This window comes from Spirosoma spitsbergense DSM 19989, assembly GCF_000374085.1.
GTDB classification, from domain to species: Bacteria; Bacteroidota; Bacteroidia; order Cytophagales; family Spirosomataceae; genus Spirosoma; species Spirosoma spitsbergense.
The window spans coordinates 38,168-62,756 of the sequence record NZ_KB893548.1; the positions used below are offsets into that span (position 1 = coordinate 38,168).

At 51.4% G+C, this 24,589-nt stretch carries 11 protein-coding genes; 9 read left to right on the forward strand and 2 right to left on the reverse strand.

Translation table 11 applies throughout. The features are described 5' to 3' along the window. Window positions 1-97: 97 nt before the first annotated feature. From B157_RS0116380 to B157_RS0116405, 6 genes are all read left to right on the forward strand, one after another. On the forward strand, window positions 98-3,367 hold the full coding sequence (locus tag B157_RS0116380; RefSeq protein ID WP_020604387.1) for a hypothetical protein: 3,270 nt from the start codon (window positions 98-100) through the stop codon (window positions 3,365-3,367). 960 nt (window positions 3,368-4,327) lie between these two features. After that, entirely contained in the window at window positions 4,328-13,384 is a 9,057-nt protein-coding gene (locus B157_RS0116385) for an Ig-like domain-containing protein (RefSeq protein ID WP_245565107.1), read from the forward strand. A 5-nt stretch (window positions 13,385-13,389) separates the two neighbouring features. Continuing rightward, entirely contained in the window at window positions 13,390-14,364 is a 975-nt protein-coding gene (locus B157_RS0116390) for a PorP/SprF family type IX secretion system membrane protein (RefSeq protein ID WP_020604389.1), read from the forward strand. Between the two features lie 200 nt (window positions 14,365-14,564). Then, on the forward strand, window positions 14,565-16,904 hold the full coding sequence (locus B157_RS0116395) for an OmpA family protein (RefSeq protein WP_020604390.1): 2,340 nt from the start codon (window positions 14,565-14,567) through the stop codon (window positions 16,902-16,904). 140 nt (window positions 16,905-17,044) lie between these two features. Continuing rightward, window positions 17,045-17,962: a PorP/SprF family type IX secretion system membrane protein gene (locus tag B157_RS0116400; protein ID WP_020604391.1), complete on the forward strand. Its 918-nt coding sequence runs from the start codon at window positions 17,045-17,047 to the stop codon at window positions 17,960-17,962. A gap of 104 nt (window positions 17,963-18,066) precedes the next feature. Beyond that, window positions 18,067-19,146 carry an AAA family ATPase gene (locus B157_RS0116405; RefSeq protein ID WP_157618469.1) on the forward strand — a complete coding sequence of 360 codons (1,080 nt, stop codon included), beginning with the start codon at window positions 18,067-18,069 and terminating at the stop codon, window positions 19,144-19,146. An 86-nt stretch (window positions 19,147-19,232) separates the two neighbouring features. Here B157_RS0116405 and accC read toward each other — a convergent pair whose 3' ends face one another. Beyond that, a complete protein-coding gene (gene accC, locus B157_RS0116410; protein ID WP_020604393.1) occupies window positions 19,233-20,747 on the reverse strand; it encodes an acetyl-CoA carboxylase biotin carboxylase subunit in 1,515 nt (504 codons plus the stop codon). A 167-nt stretch (window positions 20,748-20,914) separates the two neighbouring features. On the opposite strand from accC, the gene B157_RS0116415 reads away from it, so the two are divergent. Next, window positions 20,915-22,219 (forward strand): aminotransferase class I/II-fold pyridoxal phosphate-dependent enzyme, encoded by a 1,305-nt coding sequence (locus B157_RS0116415; protein WP_020604394.1) that lies wholly within the window; start codon window positions 20,915-20,917, stop codon window positions 22,217-22,219. Between the two features lie 143 nt (window positions 22,220-22,362). Further along, window positions 22,363-22,545: a hypothetical protein gene (locus tag B157_RS0116420; protein WP_020604395.1), complete on the forward strand. Its 183-nt coding sequence runs from the start codon at window positions 22,363-22,365 to the stop codon at window positions 22,543-22,545. A 164-nt stretch (window positions 22,546-22,709) separates the two neighbouring features. On the opposite strand, the gene B157_RS0116425 is transcribed toward B157_RS0116420, so the two are convergent. Next, complete coding sequence (locus B157_RS0116425) at window positions 22,710-23,120, reverse strand: MaoC family dehydratase (protein ID WP_020604396.1); 411 nt, start codon at window positions 23,118-23,120, stop codon at window positions 22,710-22,712. 186 nt (window positions 23,121-23,306) lie between these two features. On the opposite strand from B157_RS0116425, the gene B157_RS0116430 reads away from it, so the two are divergent. Further along, window positions 23,307-24,551 carry an acyltransferase family protein gene (locus B157_RS0116430; RefSeq protein ID WP_020604397.1) on the forward strand — a complete coding sequence of 415 codons (1,245 nt, stop codon included), beginning with the start codon at window positions 23,307-23,309 and terminating at the stop codon, window positions 24,549-24,551. Window positions 24,552-24,589: the final 38 nt, after the last annotated feature.

Genomic DNA, 24,589 nt, shown 5'->3' on the forward strand with positions numbered 1-24,589 from the left:
CCGGTAACAAAAAACAGTCGGGATTACTTTTTTAATTATGCCGGATGGCTCCTCACTCCTCACTCCTCACTCCTCGCTCCTAACCACTACTTACTATATGCGAAATCGATACATAATTCTGTTGAGCCTGTGGCTGGGTGGGTTGAGCGTGGCTACGGCACAAAATTACCCGTCGCTGGAGCGGTTCGGGAAAAACCGGATTCAATACCGGAATTTCGAGTGGAAAATCATCCGTACCTCAAACTTCGAGATTTACTACTATCAGGATGGCCGTCAGATTGCTAACCTGACGGCGCAGTACGCCGAATCGGAATTTGACCGGATTACCGAACTGCTGGGCTATACCCCCTATAGCCGGGTGAAAATTTTCCTGTTCAATTCCCCCGCCGAACTCACCCAGAGTAACATTGGTCTCAATGCCCAGAGCGGCCTGAACAGCCGGGAACAGAACCTGTCCAAGTCGCGGGTAGAACTGGCCTTTACCGGCGACCAGATTAGCTTTCGGAAGCAGATTATCCATGATATTGCCATGCTGTTCGTCTATGACATGCTGTATGGCGGAAGCCTGAAAGATGCCCTCCAGAGCTCACTTCTGCTAACGCTGCCGGACTGGTTTATGCCGGGTATTGCTTCGTATATTGCTGGTGGAAACAGCCTGGAGCTGGATGATTATATGCGGGATGTTTCCGTAACCCGCCCCGTCAAAAAACCATCGTTGCTCAATGGTGCCGATGCCGAGCTGGTCGGTCATTCCATCTGGAATTATATCGTTCAGCGATACGGTCGGGACAATATTTCAAATATCCTGAATCTGACGCGCATTATCCGGAACGAGCAGAGCAGCATTTCAAGTACGCTGGGTGTGCCGTATAACCGGTTCCTGCGCGAATGGCGGGAGTACTACGCCAACATGGCTACCAGCGTTGGGCAGTCCTATCAGGCAGGTACAGACGAGTTTCAACTTAAAATAGGCTCCGCCGATGATAAATCGGTACTGGTAAGCCTGAAGTTGAGTCCCGATAAGCAGTTTATTGCGTACGCTATTCTGCGGGATGGTAAGTTTCAGGTTGACGTAGTCAATACCGCAACTCGTAAGAAACAAACGGTTTTGTCGGGCGGCTATCGGCTGGACGGGGTTGAAACACACGCCAACACACCGTTGCTGGCCTGGCAGAAAGATAATAATCTGCTCATCATTGCCGACGAGCTGGGGCAGACCAACCTGTACCAGTTTGAGGGGTTTGAGAAAAAAGCGAAACGTCAGTTCAAACGGCCGGTCAATGGACTCTCGGAGGTAATCTGGATGGATGCCTCGGAAGACGGGGGCAGCCTGATTTTGAGTGCCGACCGCAACGGCCAGAACGATCTGTTCCTGTACAGTATCAACCGGGGCTCCTACCAGCAACTGACCAATGACCTGTACGACGACCTGTACCCGGCTTTCATCGGTCGTACTGCCCAGCAGGTTGTATTCAGTTCCAACCGGAGGGATGATACACTGGGTGTCGATAAGGGAACCTATAAAAGCATTAGCGATGACCTGATGCTGTTTACGCACGAAGGAAGTGCCCGTAATTTGTCGGTAACCCAGTTAACGGATTCGCTGGCTCATGCCACCCAGCCAATTCCAGCGGGAGAATCGACTATTTACTTCCTCAATGATGTAAACGGTATCCGGAATCTTTACCGGCTCGAAACCGAAACCAAATCGGTTGCTCAGCTAACGGCTTTTCCGCAGAGTATTCATCTGTACGACCTCAACCCGGCAAACGGTGGGTTTGTGTATAGCAGCCTGAAGAATGGTGATGAGTTTATTGGATTCCGGTCGCAACTTAATCTTACGCAAAAGTTGCAGACGCCACCAACGCAGCGAACCCTGAATAATAATCGGACCAGTACCGTGCGTACTGCGCAGACTACGACCGATACAACTGCCCGACCCGGTCAGGCGGGCCGGGATTCGAGTGTGGCCAGTCGTACCCCAAAGACCGACGTACAACCGGATGCAACACCCAGAATTACGCTGGAACCGGACGAAGTGGATACCGATAATTACCAGTTCGACCCCGATGTGCTCAAGGCGGTCGAGAACCGGCAGCGTCGTTCGGTAGCGGGTGTTACGCCCACGCTGACTACGCCATTGCCACGCAACCGCCGTCGGGAAACGATTACGATCAGGGGGCCTTATGACTATAAAGGTACCTTTGGCATCAACGAGGCCCCATCTAACTGGCGGGTTGATCCTATTAAAGGATTTGGTTACGCGCAGGAAGTGACCATGACCGACTTGCTGGAAAATCACGTTCTCCGGGCCGGGGGCTTTATCAGTCTGACCAACACCCTCAAAAACAGCGACCTCTTTGCCGAATACACGAACCTGACGCACCGAATCGACTACGGTGCCCGTGTCGACCGTCAGACCCTGTTTCTGGATGGAGCGGGGATGTTGCAGAAGTACCGGTACAATCGGGTTGCCGTATCGGCTTCGTACCCCGTCTCGGTCAACAGCCGCTTCACCGTGTCTCCTTTCTACGCCATCACCCGTTTAATAGACCTCTCTTCTTTCAGTGAGCCAGACCGGGTTTCTGATTATGCGGGTTTGCGGGGTGAATATGTTTTCGATAATACCAAAGTAAATGGGATGAACATGGTGATGGGCACCCGAATGAAACTCCGGTTTGAAGAATACGCGGGTTTACGGAGTTCGTCGGAAAGCTTCCGTCGGCTGTCGCTCGATTTGAGGCATTACCAGAAAATTCATCGTGACCTGGTGCTGGCCACGCGGTTCGCCTTCAGCCAGTCGGGCGGACCAGCCCCCAAGCGGAGTACACTGGGCGGGATGGAGAACTGGATTGGTACCAATACCAAAGAGCAGGTCGCTTCCAATCCATTACTGGTTCCTAACACAACTCAAAATGAGATTCCCTACGACTATCGGGATGTATTCTTTCTCGATTTTGCCGCTCCTTTGCGGGGCTTCCGGCAGGGGAAACTTACCGGCAACAGCTATATGCTGTTCAACGCCGAACTTCGCCTGCCCCTGATCCGCTACCTGTACCGGGGTAACATAACCTCCAATTTCCTGCGTAATCTACAGTTGGTTGCCTTTAGCGATATCGGCACTGCCTGGAGTGGAAGTGGTCCTTTCAGTAAGCAAAACAGCCTGAATACGGAAGTAGTTGGTGGCGGCAGTATACCATTCCGGGCCATCGTAACGAACTTTAAGAATCCCTTCCTGATTGGGTATGGAGCCGGTATACGAACGATGCTCTTTGGATACTTCGTTAAATTCGACTATGCCTGGGGGCTTGAGGACCGGTCGGTAGGAAAGCCTATTCCCTACCTGACATTGGGCTACGATTTTTAAGCGAATTTATTTCCTGTTTTTTCTTAGCCGCTCCCTGGGGAGCGGCTTTTTTGTGCGGTCAAATACCGACCAATAAATATGTAACAACTCTACGGGCTGATGTCTATATTCGTACAGTCGTACCCCTGTTCCCCTAAAGAACAAGTAATCAATTGCGGACAAACTATTCCTCTTTCAGGGCTCATACATCGTCCGGTAATTGCCGGGCTATCTGTTGTCCTGAATTTAGGCTGGTTAACTATATAAACTGGCCTGGGCAGGAACCATACAGTTGGCATAATTTTCGCTAACTACCCGCAACTCCGGTCAACCCCTTCTTTCCTGCAACACTCATTCCCGTGCATAATAATGGTATGCGGTGTATATAGGTTAGTTAGGGGATAAGTAATTAAAGGACAGAAGGTTAATGTTTAGGTATGATTAGTTGGAGAAGGCAAACGTTGTTTGGCATAGTTTTAGATAAATTGTAAAAAGTAAAAGAGCGTGTTGACCACACAACTGCATATAGTGACTTGTGGGCGATTTGCTGGTCAGAATATCTCCGTATTCTGTGGATGCTATTTTACTCGTATTAAGCCTTTTCCAAATTAAGTTGCACAGATGGAAGAAATATCTACCGTTCACACAGAACATTCTGAGGCTATTGTTGACCGTATTTACCCCAGGGTGCATCATGAATCAGATAGGAATTATCCGGCTATAGCACGTATTATTGTTCGGGTCATCCGCTCTGTTTGGGAGCTGATCTACAGCCGATTGAGACTGTTTCAGCCCATTCCATCTTCGCTAATCGCTACCCGAACCCGCCTGCAGTCAGGTCAACTGCCAGAATGTAAGGAAAGAAGCGAACGTCGTCCGACTCCCTATTGCCAGGAACCTCCTGATATACCCAATCCCAATCCCCCTTCCTGTCGACTTAATTTAACAAAAGAAGCGTGTCATTTCTTTACACAACGTCCAATGAATGAGAAATTTATACTAAAAACATCCTTGCTCTCATCCACTCAGCCAGTACAAATACACGGGAGTACAGGATCAATAGCCGTAAGGACGAAATCGTACACAGGAGGTGACCTGCCCCAATTACTCCGCTCTTTCGTTAACAATAAATACAGTCAGATAGCCCCTTTTTTGACAGGGACAATGTCGCTGCTCATGCTGATATTGTTTGGGGTGGTTGGCACTTCTGCACAGGCCCAGACGCAGGCCACCATTAATCTAAGTCTTTATAAACATATCAGTACGCAGGCTCCCGCCATTGGCGATGTGGTGACCTACACCATAGTTGTAGCCAATTCTCCCGGCTCCACGACTGCTACCAATGTTTCGGTAAAAGATGATTTGCCGGCCGGGGGTGTTTCCTACGTGCCGACATCCGCCAGCGTTATTCATGGGTCGGGCGTTTTCACAACTACGGGTTCGGCTACCGCTACCGTTGGTACGCTGGTCATTCCGGCTATTGCACCCGGCGACTCTACCGTGCTGGTCTTTAAGGCTACGGTACTGGAACAGGGTGTGTGGTTCAATACGGCCGAAATTATTGCGGCCGATCAGGTGGATACCAACTCAACACCTAATAATCAGAGCATGACCGAAGACGATTATGCTTCGGTTTGCTTTTCTGTACCTATTATTTACTACTTCGGGGATGAATACACCGTCATGGTGCCATCTGGCTACGACCAGATCGTTTGGTATCGGGATAACGTCCCTATTAGTTCATCAGCCTTATCCACGTCGCTGGCAGAAGTAAACAACGACCTTTCCCTAACTATAAAAAGTCCGGGTGTTTATCGATTTGTAACGTATCGTAATGGATGTCCGGCTACCAATTGCTGCGACATACAGGTTATTCAGGGACCCTATAGCAGCTTAGGCGACTACGTATTTGTGGATGCCAATAAGGATGGGGTTCAGAACGGGGGCGATACGCCGTTGCCGGGTGTAACGGTGGTGCTGTTGAACGGTTCCAACACGGCCATCGCTTCGACAACTACCAGTATTTCGGGATTATACTCGTTTACGGGTTTGACACCGGGCGTTCCGTACAGTGTTAGTTTCGTGACACCCACGGGTTTTGTGTCGACCTCTGCACTGATTGGGGGTAACGATGCCACGGACAGTGACGTGAACCCCCTGACGGGCCAGACCCGCTCAGTAACGCTGGCGACTGGTGAGAACAACCTCAACCTGGACGCGGGCTTTTACCTGCAATCTACCTGCCCAACTGACTTTAGTCTGGTTGTATCGGGCGATGTTGCCATATGTGCCGGTGGTTCTGCTGTTCTGACAGCTTCAACACCATTCTCCTATGTACGATGGTATTTGACACTATCCGGTGGAACAGCATTTGATACGCTAAGTATATCCAGACAATCACTAACGGTAAGCCCGAAAGCAACAACGGTTTACTACGCAGAAGCGGTTACTCTGGACGGTCAATGCGTGAGTGCCCGCAAGTCGGTTGTTGTTGCCGTTACAACGATAGATGCACCGGTTATTTCGGCCAGCATCAGGAATGCCTGTCCGGTTACGACGGTTAATCTTACCACTATTCAGATTCAGAACCGTAATCCGGATTTGACCTATGAGTGGTATACAAGCCAAACCCGTTCACAAGCCACACTGGTAACCAACCTGACAGCGGTGGGTGCTGGTCAATACTACGTTTTTGCCAAAGGCGGTAGCTGTTATAGCAATCCGGCAATCCTGACGGTTCAAACCATCGACTGTAACTGCCAGAACGTAGCGGGTGTGAATGTAGGGCCGGGTCAATCGGTCTGTGCCGGCGATGTTATCTCGCTCCGAGCGGTGCTCTCCGGTTCGGCAACCAGCGTAACGTGGAAAACGAATGGTACGGGTACGTTTAGTAATTCCAACAGCCTGACAACAACCTACACCGCAACGGCTTCTGATATAGCCACGGGGAATGTTCTGCTAACCGCCACCACCAATGATCCTGACGGGCCGGGTGGCGTTTGCCAGGAAGCCACTAGTTCCGTGATTGTTCGGATCAGTAAGCGGCCGGATGCGCCCACCAACGTCGCCTGCGATGATACGCTGGTTTGCCAGGGCAGCAGTACGAAGCTGATTGCTTTTGCACCGGGTTCCCGGATCAACTGGTACGACCAGACCGGTAACTTGCTTGGTACGACACAGAGTGGTGGTAAATTAGTTATAACACCTTCAGGACCGGGTGCCGCTGTGTATTATGCCGAAGCCTTTACGGATGCCTGTGTCAGTACGCGCTCGTCGGTAACCGTTACGGTAGGTTCCTGCCAGGCTGATCTGGCTGTTACTAAAACAATTGTAACACCCGGCCCATACAGTGTCGGTCAGAAAGTTACCTACGCGATTAAGGTGACCAACAATGGTCCGGTAACGGCGACTGACGTGAAGGTGAGTGAAGTACTACCCGCATCGCTGACTTATGTTAGTTCGACACCAGTAGGCCAGTATAGCCCGGCAACGGGGATGTGGACAATTGGTACACTAACCAACGGGTCAAATCAAAACCTGCTGGTTGAAGCAACCATCGTTTCGGGTGGGTCGATTAAGAATACGGCCCTCGTGAGCGGCTCGAATAACAATCCGGCCAGAACACAAAACGACACCTCGTCAGTTAGCATATCGGTCGTTGACTGTGTGATTCAGGCACCAACCATCGTTTGTTCCATCACCGAGATTTGCAAAGGCGGAACAACAACGCTAACGGCAAAGGGATGCAACGGTGGCGAAGTGTTATGGTCGAATGGGCAATCTGGCCTAACGATCTTTGTAACCCCCGCGTCGACTACGACTTATACGGCAAGCTGTTCGGTTGCGGGCTGCATCAGCGACCCATCCAACGCCATCATCGTTATGGTGCTCGATCCGAAAACGCCAACCATCACGGCCAGTGCCGATAATATATGCCCTGGCACGTCCGTAACGCTAACGGCATCGGGTTGTGCCGGCGGTACCATCGAATGGTCGGATAAAGCGCAGACGGGGGCTTCCATTGTGGTGACTCCCTACAGCAAAACGACCTATACGGCCCAGTGCCGGATTGCCAGTTGCCTGAGTGTACCGGCACTGAAGACGATTAATATCACCACGGATATTCCGGCACCGACCATCGTTTGCAGCACATCGGTCGTTTGTCCGGGTGAGACCGTAACGCTGACCGTGGAAAACTGCGTGGGAACGCCAGTCTGGAACAGCACAACGGCCACGACCGGCAGTATTGTCGTAACGCCAACGGTTGGCAACAATACGTACTCGGTGTACTGTAGGAGTGGTGCCTGCGTGAGCAAGTCATCGAGTGTGTACATCGACATCGTAGTACCGGTTATTCCGACGGTAACGGCCAGTGTCGACACGGTTTGTGCCGGTGGTGCCGTTGTCCTGACCGCTGCCAACTGCAATGGCACGGTGATGTGGAACGTAGAAGGGAAAACGGGACCAAGTATCACAGTGTACCCGACGGCCAATATCAGCTACTACGCCCAGTGTAAATTCCGTGCCTGCCTGAGCGACCCATCGACTCCGGTGAATATCGCCGTGGTATCTCCGTCGGCTCCGATTGTGAAAGTAAGCAAAACGCTCATATGCAGTGGCGATCCTGTGTCGCTCACCGCTACGGGCTGCACCGGTACGGTTGTGTGGCATGGTGTCGATAAAGTGGGTGCCAGCATCACTATCTACCCAACGCAGTCGCTGGAATACTATGCTACCTGCAAACAGGGAAGCTGTGAAAGCGACGCGTCGAACAAGGTGCGTGTAACGGTCAATACCTCATCGACTCCTGCCCCAACGGTTACGGCTTCGACCACCACTATGTGTAACGGTGGCCTTGTATCCCTGACTGCTACGGGTTGCGAGGGCGGCAGCATCCAATGGTCGGACGGACAAACCGGACTGGTTGTTTCGGTAACCGCAACGCCATCGAACCGGGAGTTCTACGCGATCTGTAAGCCTGCCAGTGGTACGGCCTGTGGCAGTGGAAAATCGAATATTGTTAGCCTGAATATAGCGACTATACCCACACCGACGATTACCTATAGCTCATCGGCCATACGTTCGGGCGAGTCACTGGTACTGACGGTGCAAAATTGCCAGGGTATGCCGTACTGGAGTGCTACCGACTCGCACACTACCAGCATAACGGTAACGCCGTCGGTAACGACTACTTACACGGTTTACTGTCAGGACGGCTTATGCCGGAGTGCCACATCGCCGGAGTACACCATCAATGTTGCTCCCGTAGTAGCCCCAACGGCTGGCTGTGTTGCCAAAGCCGGTCGGTTGTTGCCTGCCAACGCAATAGTGTGCAGTGGTTCGAGCAGCACGGTTACGGTAGCCGCCACAATAAATGGTGGCCTGGTGCAACCCACGGGTTACTCGGTTGCCTATGTGCTGGCGGAAGGCGGAGTTATCCAGCAAACCAGCCCAACCCCACAATTCGTTGTGTCGTCTGGCGCGGCCGAATACACCATTCATATGCTGGTGTACAATGCGAATACTGCCGACCAGAACTACCTCAATCTGGCGAACATAAACCTGGGTGTAACAACGCCCGCCGATGTACTGGCATTGATTGGCAGCAAGTGCGCCAGTCTGGATGTTGTTGGCGCAAAAGTGACGGTGCATGATATTGAGCCGCCTGTGCTTTCGGCTGGCCCGTCGCTCACCGTTTGTAGCGGTGGTACGGTTTCCCTGACGGCCACCGGTTGTGCCAGTGGCAGTGTTACCTGGTCGGACGGAACGGTAGGGGCTACCTACACCAAACCCGTCTTCAGCAACCTGAATCTAACGGCTATCTGTACGGTTGATGGTTGCGCGAGCAAGCCATCGGCAAGTGTTCAGGTTACGCTGGGTACGCCATCCATTCCAATCATCGTGAGCGACAAGTCGTCAATATGCCTTGGCGAACCCGTTTCGCTGACGGCCACCGGTTGTGCGGGTGGAACCTACATCTGGTCCGACGGAACAACGATTGGCAACACGCTGACGATCTCGCCAACGGCCGATGTTACCTACCGTGTGAAGTGTAAACTGGGTGACTGTGAAGGTGACCAGTCTACTGCCGTTACCATTAAGGTAGGCGCACCTGTCACGCCGACCGTCTCGATTCTGGGTGGTAACAGCAGCATAACGGCTTGCTTCGGTGCCCCGGTAACGCTGATGGCCGAGGGTTGTTCGCCAAACAGCTACGTAACCTGGTCCAATAACCAGGTGGGTAAATCAATCACCGTATCGCTGGCCAGTTCGGCTACCTTCACGGCTCAGTGCAGCAACTCTAACTACTGTAAGAGCGCACCATCGAGCGTACTGTCTGTAACGGTACTGCCAAAAGTGCCACAGCCAACCGTGAAGGATATCACCAATACCTGTCCGATGCTGACCGCTGACCTGGCGAAAGCCGTGAGCAGCAACCCGGCCACAACGGGTGGTGTATTTGAGTACTTCACGGACGCGACGCTGAGCGATGTGTCGAAAGTGGCCGACCCGGCGCACGTAGGTTCCGGCACGTTCTATGTGGTGGAGAAAACAGCCAGTGGCTGTATGAGTCTGCCGCTGATGATTCACGTGCAGATTACCACCTGTAGTGAGCAAACGCCCTGCGATGCTGCCAACCCGGCAACAGCCAATGCAGGTGCCGACGCCAGTGTATGCGCTGCGAAGACGTACCAGCTGAGCGGTGTTATGGGTGGTGCGGGTAAAACCGCCCACTGGACCACCAGCGGTAGCGGTACCTTCGACAACAGCTTTGCCCTGAACGCGATTTACACCGCCAGTGCCGAAGATGTACTGTCGGGTAAAATAACGCTCACACTGTCGGTTAGTACAAATAACGCAGCCTGCCCGGTGGTAAAGGATGATATGCTGCTTACCCTTGAGGGCATCAAGTCGATACCCATTATAACGATGGTGGGAGCCACGAAGCTCTGCTACGGTGATTCCGTTATCCTGAAGGCACCTGCCGGTGCCGCCGGTTATAAATGGAGCGACAACGAAACCACGCAGAATATTGTCGTGAAGCGCAGTGGCGTATACAACGTACAACTGCTGGATGGCAAGGGCTGTAGCTCGGTCAAATCAGACAATGTAACGGTGCAGGTGAGTGACCCAATTCAGACTCCGCTGGTGCGTAATCTGCGGAATACCTGCCCGGCAAAAGTTGTCGACCTGACCAAAGCCCTGTCGTCAACAACGGTGGGTAGCTCGTACATGTACCGCATTTGTGAATGCATCACGTCCAACATCGTTATCCGGCCCGATTCGGTTGGTGCCGGTAACTACTGGATTGTGGAGAAAAATGCCAGCGGTTGCGTGAGCGCACCGGCTAAAGTGGTCGTGAGCGTATTCAACTGCGCTGCCGATACACTGGATACCGATGTGCAGATTACCAAACTGGCCAGCACGGCATTCGTGAAAAACGGCGCACCGGTAACCTACACCATCACGGTGAGCAACGCCGGACCGCACACCGCAAAAAACATTGACGTGCGGGATGAGCTGCCAAAAGGGCTGGAGTTGGTAGCTACGTCGGCACCCGACTATAAGGTATCCGGCGGGGTAATAACGAAGCGCATCGACAGCCTGAAAGCGGGCCAGTCGCAGCAGATTGTCTTCAGCGGTCGTGTTACGGTGAAAAAGCAGGCGGTTGTCAATACGGCCGAGATTACCTATCTCGACAATAAGGACACCAACCTGGCCAACAATACATCGAGCGTAACGGTAACCGATACGTCGAAGAATCGGCCGAGCCTGATTGGTATTGCGAAAGCGGTACTGGGTCGGCCAACAGCCGTAGGTGATTCGCTTATTAAAGTTGCGTACAAATTTGTCGTGACCAACTTTGGTGAGGATACCCTGAAACACGTACAGGCGATTGATGATCTGGCTTATTCGTTCTCACCGAACACGGTAACTGAAACGAAGCTGACGCTGTCGAACAGTGGCTCCTCGCTGAAACTGAATCCGGCCTTTACCGGTATGGGCAGCAACTCGAATATGCTTGACCCGATGAGCCAGCTGGCACCCGGTCGCTCGGAGATGCTTACGCTGAATGTAACGGTGCGCCGGACTTCGGGCGATACCACTAAATCGTTCAACAACTTCGCGAGTGCGTCGGCGCTGAATAGCTTCACCACGGTGTCGGATATATCGGTAAGTGGGGGCGATTCGGACCCGGATAATGATGGTGACCCAACCAATAACACCAGTCCGGCCAGCTTTACGCTGGGAACCAGTCAGCCACAAGGCCCAAGTATTGGTCTGGCGCTGGCAGTGGTTAAAATCGGGCAACAGCCAGATAGTTCGTACAACATTACCTACAAAGCCACCATCAAAAACTTTGGTGATGTAGACCTGAATGGTGTTGTACTCACAGATAGTCTGATTAACGCCTTCACCGCCCCGGCTTCTTATACGGTAGTGGGTACGCCGGTGGTAGGAGCAGGTAGTACGCTGGTGGTCAATACAGGCTTTAATGGAAACACGCAGCCGAATGTTCTGACTCCTGCCAGCTCACTGGCCGTGGGTGCTCAGGATACGGTGCTGATAACGGTGAACGTGAAAACCGGTGGAAACAACGGTCCGTTCTACTCCAGCGCAACGGTTACGGCCCATACGCCGGATTCGAGTCAGGTGGTTAAGGACATCTCTAACAGTGGTCTTGATCCGGCACCCGCCGGTTCGGTAGCAACAACGGTTCGCTTCGACCTGCCGAAGGCACTGCTGGGAGTAGCCAAATCGGTTGGTACGCCAACGCTGGTAGATACGGGGGTTTATGATATTCCGTATACCATCGGTCTGTTCAACCTCGGTACGGTTCCGCTGAAGAAGGTACAGGTAGTGGATAAACTCTCCGAAACTTTTGGCCACGGTGCCCTGATTGTGAGTAGCCAGATCTCAGTGACCAGTACGGGGGCCAGTGCAAACAGCCTGACCATCAATCCGCAGTATACCGGCCAGGGTATAATAACGAATATGCTCGTTGACTCGGTGAGTACGTTGCCCGCCGGTGGTAAAGCGTATCTGACCTTCCTTGTTCGGGTAGATGTGAAAAATGCTGATTCGCTGACGTTCTACAACACGGCACTGGCCACCGCCCTCACGCCCGACGGTCAGGTTGTGGAGGATATGTCGACGGCGGGTACGAATGATGACCCGGACAATGACCTCGATCCGCGCAACAACAGCCAGCAAACACCTATCACGTTGAATGGCCTCGCATCGTCGTCGTACCTTGGTCTGGCCATGTCGGTTCGGGATACTGCCCGGCAGGCCGATGGCAGTATGAACGTAACGTATCAACTGGTAGTACAGGCCTACGGACCGGATAAGCTGACGCACGTTAGTGTGAGCGATACCCTCCTGAATGTGTTCAACACCAGGACGGGTTCGACTTTCTCGGTGGTCAACCAGCCGGTGATTATCTCAACCGGCAGTGCGCTGAAACTGAACCCCGGCTTCAATGGTGGCTCCGACCCCATACTGGTGCTGGGTGATAGTACCAGTACACTGGCGGCTGGTAAAGCCGATACCATCCTGGTAGTGGTGAATGTAATAGCCGATGGTAGCACTACCACGTTCCTGAACTCCGCTTACGGCAGGGCCAGAGCGAAATCGGGCCTGGTCACGGATATTTCGACGACTGGTTTGAATCCTGATCTCAACGGAAACGGAAACCCAACCGATTCGAACGAGCGCGAAGCTACGGTGTTGATTCTGCCGCCGACGTTTGCGTCCGTCTTCATTCCGGAAGGCTTCTCGCCGAACGGTGATGGTATCAATGACCTGTTCGTGGTACGGGGAACAACCGGCCTGACCGTTAGCCTGGATGTGTACAACCGCTGGGGTAATCTGGTCTACACGAATGCTAACTACCAGAACGACTGGGATGGTAAGCCAAATACGGGTGTTATCCTCGGCTCTGATGCGAGTGGGGTGCCCGACGGAACGTACTACTACGTGATTAATTTGAGTGATGGACGCAAGTTTGTACGATATATGACGATTAACCGCTAATACCGATGTCAACTAATTTTTCAACCAAACATTGGGCAGGTGTGCTGCTACTGATCCTGGGATTCAGTAGCAGCCAGGTCCGGGCACAGCAGGACAAAATGTTCTCGCAGTACATGTTCAACATGATGGCCCTCAACCCGGCCTACGCCGGTAGCCGCGATGTACTGAGTATGTCGGCCCTCTACCGAAACCAGTGGACTGGTCTGCCGGGAGCACCCCAAACGGCCACCTTCACGGCAGATATGCCCCTTAACAACGAACGGGTTGGTGTCGGAATACAACTCTACGGCGACAAAATCGGCGTGTTGCAGGAAGCCGGCGGCTTTGCCTCCTATGCCTTCCGCATTAAAGTAGGCACTAAGTCGACGCTGGCGCTGGGTTTGCAGGCGGGTGCTTCGAGCTACCAGCTTAACCTGACGGAGGTGAGAACCTCGCCCGATGGGCAGATCGATCCGGCGTTTGCCAGCAACATTTCCAAGGTACTTCCCAACTTCGGTACGGGTATATACCTGAGCAACGACCGGTCGTACCTGAGTTTGTCGGTGCCGCGCCTGATCAAGAACAAACTGAGCGAGTACAACATCGGCGATTACCGTTCCCTACAGGCTCGCCAGGCGTATCTGGCAGCTGGGTTTGTAGTCGGTATCACGCCCGGCATAAAAATGAAGCCGTCCATGCTGATCAAGTATGCCGACGGTGCTCCGCTGGGTTTTGACGGTAACATCAACTTCTGGTTTGCCGACCGCATTGCCATCGGTGCATCCATTCGCCGGAATCAGTTTTCGTCCTGGTCCAAATACACGACCGATGCCGTTGTGGGCATGCTGGAAATTCAGTTATCTGATCAGTTTCGGTTCGGGTATGCCTATGACCACACGATGAACAATTTACAGAGTGTGGCTCCTAGTTCGCATGAGATCATGATTCGATACGAGTTCGGTTTCGGTAAGAACCGTATCCTGACACCGAGATATTTCTAATTGTGAATGATTGAATGAGTGAATGAGTGAATGGCTGACGCGGGCAGATACTATTTGCGTCCGCTATTCACTCAATCGCTCATTCAATCATTCACAATTATTTTCGGCTCAGTATTTGCTTGGGAAAAGGTGTATCCTCCTGATTCGTCGGAGAGGGGTACACCTTTTTCTGTGTTGCTGGTTATCAATTCCCATCCCGTATGAAAAACGTTTATGCTATTGTCGTACTGACCTGGCTGTCAATCGGCCCGGTGCTGGCTCAGTCGTTAGTGAAACAGGCTGACCGTCAGTTCAATGAGTTTGCCTACACGCGGGCCATTGAGTTATATGAAAAGGCGCTGACTAACCCGGCTCCCATATCGGAAGCTGAGAAACGGGATGCGCGGGCTAAACTGGGCTACAGTTACCAGCAAATACGTGATATGCCCAACGCCGAGCGTATTTACCGTGACCTGATAACGTCTGGCAACCTCCCTACCGATTATGCTCGGTACTATCTGCTTTACGCTCAGGCCCTTGCCAGTAACGGTAAATACCAGGAGGCTCAAGCTGCCTACGAGAAGTATGATGCCATGCCGTCTGGCACCAAACAAACACTATCATTAGCCAAAATCTACAGTGATGTCAGTAATCTGACCAGTAACGCAAGCAGCTACAAGGTTGATTACCTGAGTATGAATACCCGACGGGCTGAGTTTAGTCCGATGTTGTATAAAGATGGGCTGGTATTCGTAGCAGAAGGGCATAGCAAAGGTGGTCTGAAGGGGCTATTTGCGGGGAACAATTCCCATTACCTGGACCTCTATTACCTGCCCGACCTCAAAACGGTAGCGAGTTCAAGATCCGCCCGGCGGGATAGGACTCAACTGTTCCAGGTGCTGGGTAGGGATGAATACACTGCCCCCACGCCCAACGATAACAAAACGATTGGTTATTACGGCGGTCCTAACCTGAACGCGGGTTACGACGATCATCCTGTCAGCGAATCGGACCGGTTTGGCCGCACATTGAACACAAAATACCACGAAGGCCCAGCTACTTTTACTAAAGATGGGTCAAAGGTGATATTCACGCGGAACAACTACAATAACGGCCAGTTTCGGGAAAGTGCCGACGGGGTCAATAAACTCAAACTGTACACTGCTGTTCAGGCAGACGGCATCTGGAGTAAAGCGGAGGAATTGCCGTTCAACAGCGACGAATATTCAACCGGCCATCCCACGCTCTCTAAGGACGACCAGCGGCTCTACTTCTCATCCGATCGGCCCGGCGGGTTTGGGGGTACCGATATCTACGTGTCTACGTGGGAAAACGGGAAGTGGGGAGCACCAGCCAACCTGGGGCCGGAGGTTAATACAAAAGGAAATGAACTATTTCCATTCGTGGATGAGCGCGGCAATATTTATTTTTCGTCCGACGGGCGGCCCGGCCTGGGTGACCTGGATATATACTATACTACCCTCACGCCCGACGGTAAGCTGGGGCAGGTAACCCGTAACCTGGGTGAACCGCTCAATTCGGCTAAAGATGACTTTGGTATCGTAACTGATGCGGACCGGACAAGCGGCTATTTCAGCAGCAACCGTAAACGCGGTGGAGCCGACGACGATGTATACCACTTCACCCGCCAGGAATCGTTATATCCCTGCCGCGAATTAATGGTACGTATTATTGATGCGGAGTCTAAAATGCCCCTGGCTAACACCTCCCTCGCCCTGGACAATGCGATTAATGACCAGCAGAAAAAAATCACAACGGATACGGTCGGGATTGCCAAGATTTGTCTTGATATCGAGAGTGATTTTAAATTCCTGGTGAGTCGCGACGGATATGACGATAGCAAAGTTGGATTCTCGACCCGAGACCTGCTCGACGATAAGCCTTCTCAGCTGGAAATTATTCTCTCAAAGCCTAAACCACCGGTCATATCGACACTGCGCGGGCGTGTAACTACCCAAACGGGTAAAGAGCCTATTGAGGGGGTGAAAGTGTTGTTAGTGAGTGAATGCGATGGCACGTCGGAAGAAGCCACGACTAATGCCGATGGTTATTATGAGTTCGTCATTAAGCCCGGCTGCGATTATTCGATTGAGGCTCTGAAAGATAAAATGGGCACCACGGGTGGCCGGATTGCTAAAGACGGAAGCGGAACCGGCGATATCAGTATGTTCAAAAAAGGGGACATCGTTAAAATCGAAAATATTTACTACGATGTCAACAAAGCAGCTATTCGCCCGGATGCTGCTGCCGAGCTGGATAAAGTGGCGGAACTAATGAAGAAGTACCCAACCATGATTATCGAGATGCGCTCCCATACCGACAGCCGGGCAACGTCCAGCTACAACAGCATGCTATCCGGCAAACGGGCCAAGTCGGCGGTAGCGTATTTGAAATCGAACGGGATTGCCAGTAATCGAATGATTGCGAAAGGCTATGGAGAAAGTAACCTGCTCAATAAATGTAAGGATGGGGTCGATTGCCCGGAAGAAGACCATCAGCAAAACCGCCGGACGGAGATCAAAATCATAAAATTAAACTGACCGGTCCGGGATAATTCCCTTTAACCAGGCTTTTTGTACCAACCTAAAATGCCAGCTATACTGCCGGAACATCCGGTATAGCTGGCATTTTAGGTTTTACCGCCAAAACCCCGCAACTTGTTCTTTATTTTCATAACACTATGCGCTGCATTTTTTCTATTGTTTCTGCACTCCTGCTGATGGGCAGCTTCCTGATCCTTTCGGGTTCATCTGTGTATGCACAGAAAGAGGTGCTGTACTCCCAGTATCTCCAGAATCCACTCAGTATCAACCCCGCCTATGCGGGTAGCCGTGAGTCGTTTTATCTGACTGCCTTTCTGCGCCGAAAGTGGATTAGTGTGCGTTATGCCCCCGTTACGCAGAGCGTATCGGCCGATGGAGCCATTGCAAACGGGCGTATAGGACTGGGTTTTCAGGCTCTCAATGATCGGATGGGTGTCTTTACCGCTACGGGCGTGTACGGGAATGTAGCCTACCGGTTCAACCTGCCCGCCCTGGCCAAACTAGCCATTGGTGTACAAGGGGGCGTTAGCGTCGTGCCCCTCTACGATGTTACGGCGGCCGCTAGTATCAACCGGGCGGTAGCCAGTTTTGGCGTTGGTCTCTACTACCGGTCGGATCGTTTTTTCGGCGGTATCTCCGCCCCCGAACTCAGTGGGCAGGTAACAGATTTGACGGGCCGTTACCTCTATAAAAGTGTTCGCCCCATCATGGTTCAGGCGGGTATGCCCGTTACCGTTGCCGAAAACACAGTGTTGATTCCATCGGTACTTATCTCAAAAATTGCCAACCGTCCACTCGGTTTCGATATTAACCTGCGGGCCTGGTTCAACGAAGAAATTGGTTTAGGATTGTCGTACCGGCAAAATAGCCCCGGCCTGATTTCAACGAATTATGTGCAGGCGTTTGCTGAATACCAGTTAACCAAAGCAATCCGGCTGGGCTATATCTTCAATTCACAAACCCCCGAAAGCCCCAACGCCATGCAGTACGACCAAAAAGGGGTACACGAAATTATGCTCCGTTTTGCGCCCAATGTTCTGTCGTTTACCTATTAAATTCCAGTACCTACCACGCCTGCAAAATTTTTGGTAAATTAGACCCCACAAAACCGTAACAAGACTCCCCAGTGAAACCTGACAACGAAATTTTCGGGGCTGACATGTTGCGCTACCTGTCGGCCAACACCCCTATGCCCAGCCAAGCGATTATCCAGAATTTGTATATCCCCAGCGACCTAGACCGGGAATTTCCACTAGCTCCGCACTTTGTGCAGGCTTTTGGGAGTTACCCCAATTATCTTCATTTCAACGACGATTTTAAAATGTCCGCCCAGCAGTTGCTGGATAGCCGGGGGTTTACGCTGATCAATCACTCCGCCCGTGTTACCGACCAGGGTTGGCAGATGATCGAACGGATTTATCAGCACAATGACGGCGTCGTGTTAAAAGCGGAGTTTGTTGGCGAGCGCTTTTTTCGGTTGTACGGCTACTATCGGGATGAGGTATCGGCCAAGTTATTGCTCGACGGCTTTCAGGAACATAAATACGTGCATGAGGATAATCAAACGCATATTTATCTGATTCAGGCCGGGTTGGGTGGCCTGCATACGGAGCGCGTAGAGATTTTGCCGCCCGATATTGATCTGGAACTTCATTATAACGAAGACTTTCCGGCTGTTCATGACCGGTTAGTTGGTTTACTGGCTCAGCCCAAAAGTAAGGGACTTATTCTGCTGCACGGCGAACCGGGAACTGGCAAAACGACCTATATCAAGCATCTCAGTTCGCTGGTTAAGAAGGACATGCTCATTCTGCCGCCTTACATGACCAATTACCTGACCTCGCCCGAAATCATTCCTTTTTTGCTGGACAACAAGGAGTCTGTGTTGATTATCGAAGATGCGGAGCGTATCCTGCAATCGCGTGAAGCGGGGGGCGATACTAACAGCGTGTCGAACATCCTGAACCTGACGGATGGCCTGCTGGCCGACTGCATGCACATTCAGGTGATTGCAACATTCAACGCGAGTAAGCACTTGCTGGATAAAGCGTTACTCCGGAAAGGCCGCCTGATGGTGGATTATGCGTTCGGGAAATTGTCGCCCGCTAAAGCCAACAACCTGCTCAGTCATCTGGGTATGGAGTACCGGACCGACCAACCCATGACCCTGGCCGATATTTTCAACCTCGATGAGCAAACCGTTTCGGGCGAGCGGCACGAGGTACGGGTGGGGTTTTAGGTATGTAGTCGTTGAAACCATCCCGCGATGTATTGAAGTCAGGCGCGAGTTCGTACTTCTCTGTTAAAGATACTGCAATTGTTGAATCACTTCATCCGGTTGGCTTTCCACTTGCTCCGCTGCGCCGTTATCTGGGCAGGTGTTCCGTTCAATGTCGGCCGGGCCGCGTTCGGCTTCTGATTCTCCAGTAAATAAGCCGCTAAAACAATAGCCAGTTTACTTTCGGTAGTATCGGGTGTGGGTGTTAGCTTGTCCGGTGTGAAATACTTGCTCACGAACCCCGTATCGAACTGGCCCGACCGGAAGGCTTCGTGCTCCATCACAAACCGGCAGAAAGGAAGCGTCGTCTGTACGCCCGAAATCTGGTACTCATCAATGGCCCGAATCATTTTCTGAATGGCTTCCTCCCTCGATTCGCCGTACGTAATCAATTTGGCAATCATGGGGTCGTAATAAATCGGGATGTCCATACCCTGCTCAAATCCGTCATCTACTCGTACACCGTTGCCCTGGGGCCGTACGTATGTATCGAGCGTACCCACGTCGGGTAGGAAATTATTGGCGGGGTCTTCGGCATAGACCCGTACTTCCATCGCGTGGCCTTTTATCTGCAATTCCTCCTGTTTTATGGCAAGTGGTTTGCCTTCGGCAATGTAAATCATCTGCTTCACCAGATCGATGCCCGTAATCTGCTCCGTTACGGGGTGTTCTACCTGAAGGCGGGTGTTCATTTCCAGAAAGTAAAAGTCGAGCGTATCGTTCACGATGAACTCTACCGTACCCGCTCCGTAGTAGTTACAGGCGCGGGCTACATCAACGGCGGCACGGCCCATTGCTTCCCGGATTTCGGGCGTGAGAATGGACGATGGAGCTTCTTCGACAACCTTTTGATGCCGACGCTGCACGGAGCATTCCCGCTCGAACAGATGAATGATGTTGCCATGCTGATCGCCCAGCACCTGAATTTCTACGTGCCGGGGCGACGTAACGTACTTCTCAATAAATACGGAACCGTCGCCAAACGAGGAGATGGCTTCACTCACGGCCCGGTCCATCTGCTCATCGAAATCGGCTTCACTTTCCACAACGCGCATCCCCTTACCGCCCCCGCCTGCGCTGGCTTTTATGAGGATAGGGTAGCCAATTTCGGCTGAGATTACTTTTGCCTCCCGGCGGTCGGTAATGGCAGAAGGCGTGCCCGGAACCATCGGAATGTTGTAGTTGGCAACGGCAGCTTTGGCCGCTAACTTACTCCCCATTACCTCAATGCTTTCGGGCGAAGGGCCAATGAAAATCAGGCCTGCATCACGAACAGAGCGGGAGAAACCGGCATTTTCGGACAGAAAACCGTAGCCAGGATGAATGGCATCGACGCCCAACTGCTTACAGACATCAATGATCATGTCGGCCCGCAGATACGATTCTGATGAGGGGGGAGGACCAACACACACCGCTTCGTCGGCGTAGCGAACATGCAGGGCATTCCGGTCGGCTTCTGAGTAAATGGCCACTGTTTTAATGCCCATTTCGCGGGCTGTGCGCATAATGCGCAAGGCAATTTCACCCCGGTTGGCAACGAGAATTTTGTTGATAGTGGGCATAGGTTTGAGTAAGCGGATTAGTACAGTGTATCAATGATACGGAGTTATGATAAAACAATCATGGAATTGAATATTTCGGGTGTGAATTTGTGCTACCAAAAGTTAACCGTATTTTTGCATTTATAGCGCAAAAAAAAAGGCTCCGGCCTGATAAACAACGATAGATAGTGGATTTATTTGAGAAACTGCGTACTAATCTGGGTCCCATCGGTTCGAATGCACGGGATTTCAACGGACATCATTATTTCGCATTCCCTAAACTCGAAGGAGAACTGGGTCCCCATATGCGCTTTCAGGGCAAGGAGGTTTTAAACTGGAGCCTGAACAATTACCTTGGTTTGGCTAACCACCCCGAGATTCGGAAAGTGGATGCCGAAGCATCGGCAGCATGGGGCCTGGCTTACCCAATGGGTGCCCGTATGATGTCGGGCAACAGCGATCTTCATGAGCAGTTCGAACGGGAACTTGCCCAGTTTGTCGGGAAAGAAGATGCGTTCCTGCTCAACTACGGCTACCAGGGAATTATGTCGGCCGTTGAAGCTATCGTGGATCACCGCGATGTAATCGTTTACGATGCCGAATGCCACGCCTGCCTGATCGACGGAATCCGGCTGCACAAAGCCAAAATGGGTGAATATTATAAATTCAACCATAATGACATGGAAAGCCTGGAGAAAAATCTCCAGCGGGCCACCAAGAAAGCAGCCGAAAAGGGTGGGAGCGTTCTGGTTATTACCGAAGGTGTGTTTGGCATGTCGGGTAAAGTGGGTAGCCTGGATAAGATTGTCGCTCTCAAGTCAACCTACGAATTTCGGCTGCTGGTTGATGACGCCCACGGCTTCGGAACGATGGGCGAAACCGGCGCGGGTGTCGGTGAAATGTTAGGGTGTCAGGATGGGATCGATTTGTACTTTTCTACGTTTGCCAAGTCGATGGCTGCCATCGGTGCTTTCATCGCTGGCGACCACGACATTATCATGTACCTCAAGTACAATATGCGGTCGCAGACGTACGCTAAAGCACTGCCAATGCCGTATGTGGTGGGTGGATTGAAGCGACTTGACATGATTCGGAACTCATCGGAATTTCGGGATAAACTTTGGGAAAACGTTCGGGCTATACAGTCTGGGCTGCGCGAGCGAGGTTTCGACATTGGCGAAACCGAGTCGCCGGTGACTCCCGTGTTCCTGCATCATATTGAAGGGGGCGTTGCTGAAGTAGCTACGCTGACCAAGGATTTACGCGACAATATGGGGGTATTCTGTTCCATCGTCGTGTACCCGGTTGTCCCGAAAGGTACAATCATGCTGCGGATCATTCCAACGGCTGCTCACTCGCAGGCTGATGTTGAATATACCTTGGATGCTTTTGCTCAAATGGGCGATAAGCTGAAAAAGGGCACTTATCGCGGAAATACTCCCTCTGTAGACTCAAAAACGCTTGAAGTATCGGCGGAAGCAGCCACTGAGTAGGGTTTTTGATAAAAAATTGGATTTTTTTGCCATTTTTTTGTTCAAGCTATTGCGCTGTATTAGAGAATGACTAAATTTCACTCGAAAACCGCGTTTTTAGCGGAATTTAGGCATTTTTACACACTTAAACCCATACAATAGCTATGGCACGCTTCGATGAAGTAAAGAATTTGGTCATGTCACTGGAAGGTGATTTTGAGAAGTTCTACGAGAAAAATAACCAGGCTGCAGGTACCCGCGTTCGTAAAGGAATGCAGGATTTGAAGACGCTGGCGCAGGAGATCCGTTCTGAAGTCCAAAATACGAAGAACACCACTCCAAGCTAGTATTGGCTATAGTTTTACCGGCCGTAAAAAACTCTCTCATCAGACATGTTATCTGACGAGAGAGTTTTTTTTTGAAAGCCTGCATCAATAGAAACGCAATACCTGGTATTTACGGCGTGAATTGGCTGACACTGGTAAACCGCCAGGCATAGTTGGTCCGGGCTTTACATAATTTTTTCTTTGTGCATGAGCGTAGCTATGCCGCGTGTAGTAATCTTACCCGTTTGTACGTCCCGAATTTCTCCCAGAATCTGAGCGGTGTGTTTGGACAAATCAATGGACTGTACGGTAAAGGTTGCCTCATAATCTGTATCTACGAACATAGGCCGCAGGAACTCCAGCGTTTGACCCAGATAGACCGAACCATAGCCCGGAAATTCGGTACCCAACACTTTGGTAAATACACTGGCGCCCAGCATGCCATGAATAATGGGTCGTTTGAAGGGCGTTTGGGCGGCAAAGTCAGCGTCGAGGTGCAGCGGGTTATTGTCTCCCGTAACACGGGCGAAATCAATTACATCGTCCTGCGAAAACCGAAAAGTGTAGCAATGAGTAGCGTTTAGGCCAAATTCCATAGAAAAGAGAGTGATAGACGAGTGAATGATGAATTGTAAAAGATGACCGGGCTGGCAGAAGTAAACGGTCATTACTGGGAGCAAAGTTCGTAAAGAGTCGTAGTTTATTGGTACAAATGAAATTTTTATCATTGCTCCAGCGACCCATTCATCATTCATCATTCATCAGTACCTTCGTGTCTTATTATGCTTAAAAACCTGTTTTCGCTTAATACGCCGACTGCGAAGCGCGTCTTCGGCCTGGACGTTATGCGGGCCATTGCTATTCTGATGGTGGTGGATTCGCACGCCACTGTTGCCTTGAAAGAGTACTACAATGGGAGTTTTATACACTATCTGCTTCCTGATGGTGTCGAGTTGTTTTTTGTTTTGAGCGGATTTCTGATTGGTGGTATTCTGATTCGCTCGTACGAGAAGAAACAGGATTTCAATCGAGAACTGTTGCTGAATTTCTGGACCCGTCGCTGGTTCCGTACCCTGCCAAATTATTACCTGGTATTGACCGGACTGATTGCTTTTGCGTTGCTCCGTGCCTGGCGCAGCGGCTTGCATCATACTCTGCCCGACAAAGGAACCCTACTCAGCTATTACTTTTTTGTACAAAACTTCACCCACTTCATTCCCGATTTCTTTCCCGAAACCTGGAGTTTATCCATCGAGGAGTGGTCATACATTACCCTTCCCCTGGTGCTTTGGTGCATGCACCGTTTACTGGCTGCTCACTGGCCCCGTCAGCGTATCGTACTGGCTTCTATTCTGTTTATCATCATCGGTACTAATCTTTACCGGTTCATTACGGCCGTTCAGGTTCCGCTTTCGGAGGGTGAATTAGGCTATCGGGGTATTGTAATAACCCGCCTTGATGCTATCTCGTACGGCGTTTTGACAGCTTATGCCCGGCATTACTTTCCGGCCTTCTGGGGCAATGAATCACTACGAAAACGGTTGTTTGTTGCTGGCCTGATTATGACCGTGCTAACGGCTTTTGCGGCCTCCATATTTGTTTTACACATTTACTTTGATCTTGGCATCTTTCCGGCTTATACGTTTTTCAAACGTACATTTTACTACCCTTTGATTGGTGTGAGTATGGCATTGATTGTGCCCTATATGGACAGCTGGCGGTCGGCCACTGGTTTATGGGCCCGTTTTGGCATTGCCCGGGCCATCACGCACATCAGCCTGATTTCCTATTCAATGTATTTACTGAATCTGACACCTATTATGCTGAACATAGTGGAGCGAATTCCGACTACTTCCTGGACGGTTGGCTGGTTAAAAGTGGCCTTATTCTGGGGACTGGTGCTGGTTTTGTCAACGCTTCTGTATAAATTCTTTGAGAAACCCGTTACTGAGCTTCGCGAAAATTTGTCGGCTAAAGAGCCGACTCAACTGGTTAGTGAACGTGTTACCGGGGTGCCGGAGCGATAACGAAATGAGGAGGGTTGACCCGCCCTGCCGAATGGAAG

Excerpts from the sequence above, each read along its gene's own strand:
- B157_RS0116385 (WP_245565107.1), top strand. The coding sequence starts at position 4,328 with ATGAATGAGAAATTTATACTAAAAACATCCTTGCTCTCATCCACTCAG.
- B157_RS0116430 (WP_020604397.1), top strand. The coding sequence starts at position 23,307 with ATGCTTAAAAACCTGTTTTCGCTTAATACGCCGACTGCGAAGCGCGTC.
- B157_RS0116395 (WP_020604390.1), top strand. The coding sequence starts at position 14,565 with ATGAAAAACGTTTATGCTATTGTCGTACTGACCTGGCTGTCAATCGGC.
- B157_RS0116400 (WP_020604391.1), top strand. The coding sequence starts at position 17,045 with ATGCGCTGCATTTTTTCTATTGTTTCTGCACTCCTGCTGATGGGCAGC.
- B157_RS0116420 (WP_020604395.1), top strand. The coding sequence starts at position 22,363 with ATGGCACGCTTCGATGAAGTAAAGAATTTGGTCATGTCACTGGAAGGT.
- B157_RS0116390 (WP_020604389.1), top strand. The coding sequence starts at position 13,390 with ATGTCAACTAATTTTTCAACCAAACATTGGGCAGGTGTGCTGCTACTG.
- accC (WP_020604393.1), bottom strand. The coding sequence starts at position 20,747 with ATGCCCACTATCAACAAAATTCTCGTTGCCAACCGGGGTGAAATTGCC.
- B157_RS0116425 (WP_020604396.1), bottom strand. The coding sequence starts at position 23,120 with ATGGAATTTGGCCTAAACGCTACTCATTGCTACACTTTTCGGTTTTCG.
- B157_RS0116405 (WP_157618469.1), top strand. The coding sequence starts at position 18,067 with ATGTTGCGCTACCTGTCGGCCAACACCCCTATGCCCAGCCAAGCGATT.
- B157_RS0116380 (WP_020604387.1), top strand. The coding sequence starts at position 98 with ATGCGAAATCGATACATAATTCTGTTGAGCCTGTGGCTGGGTGGGTTG.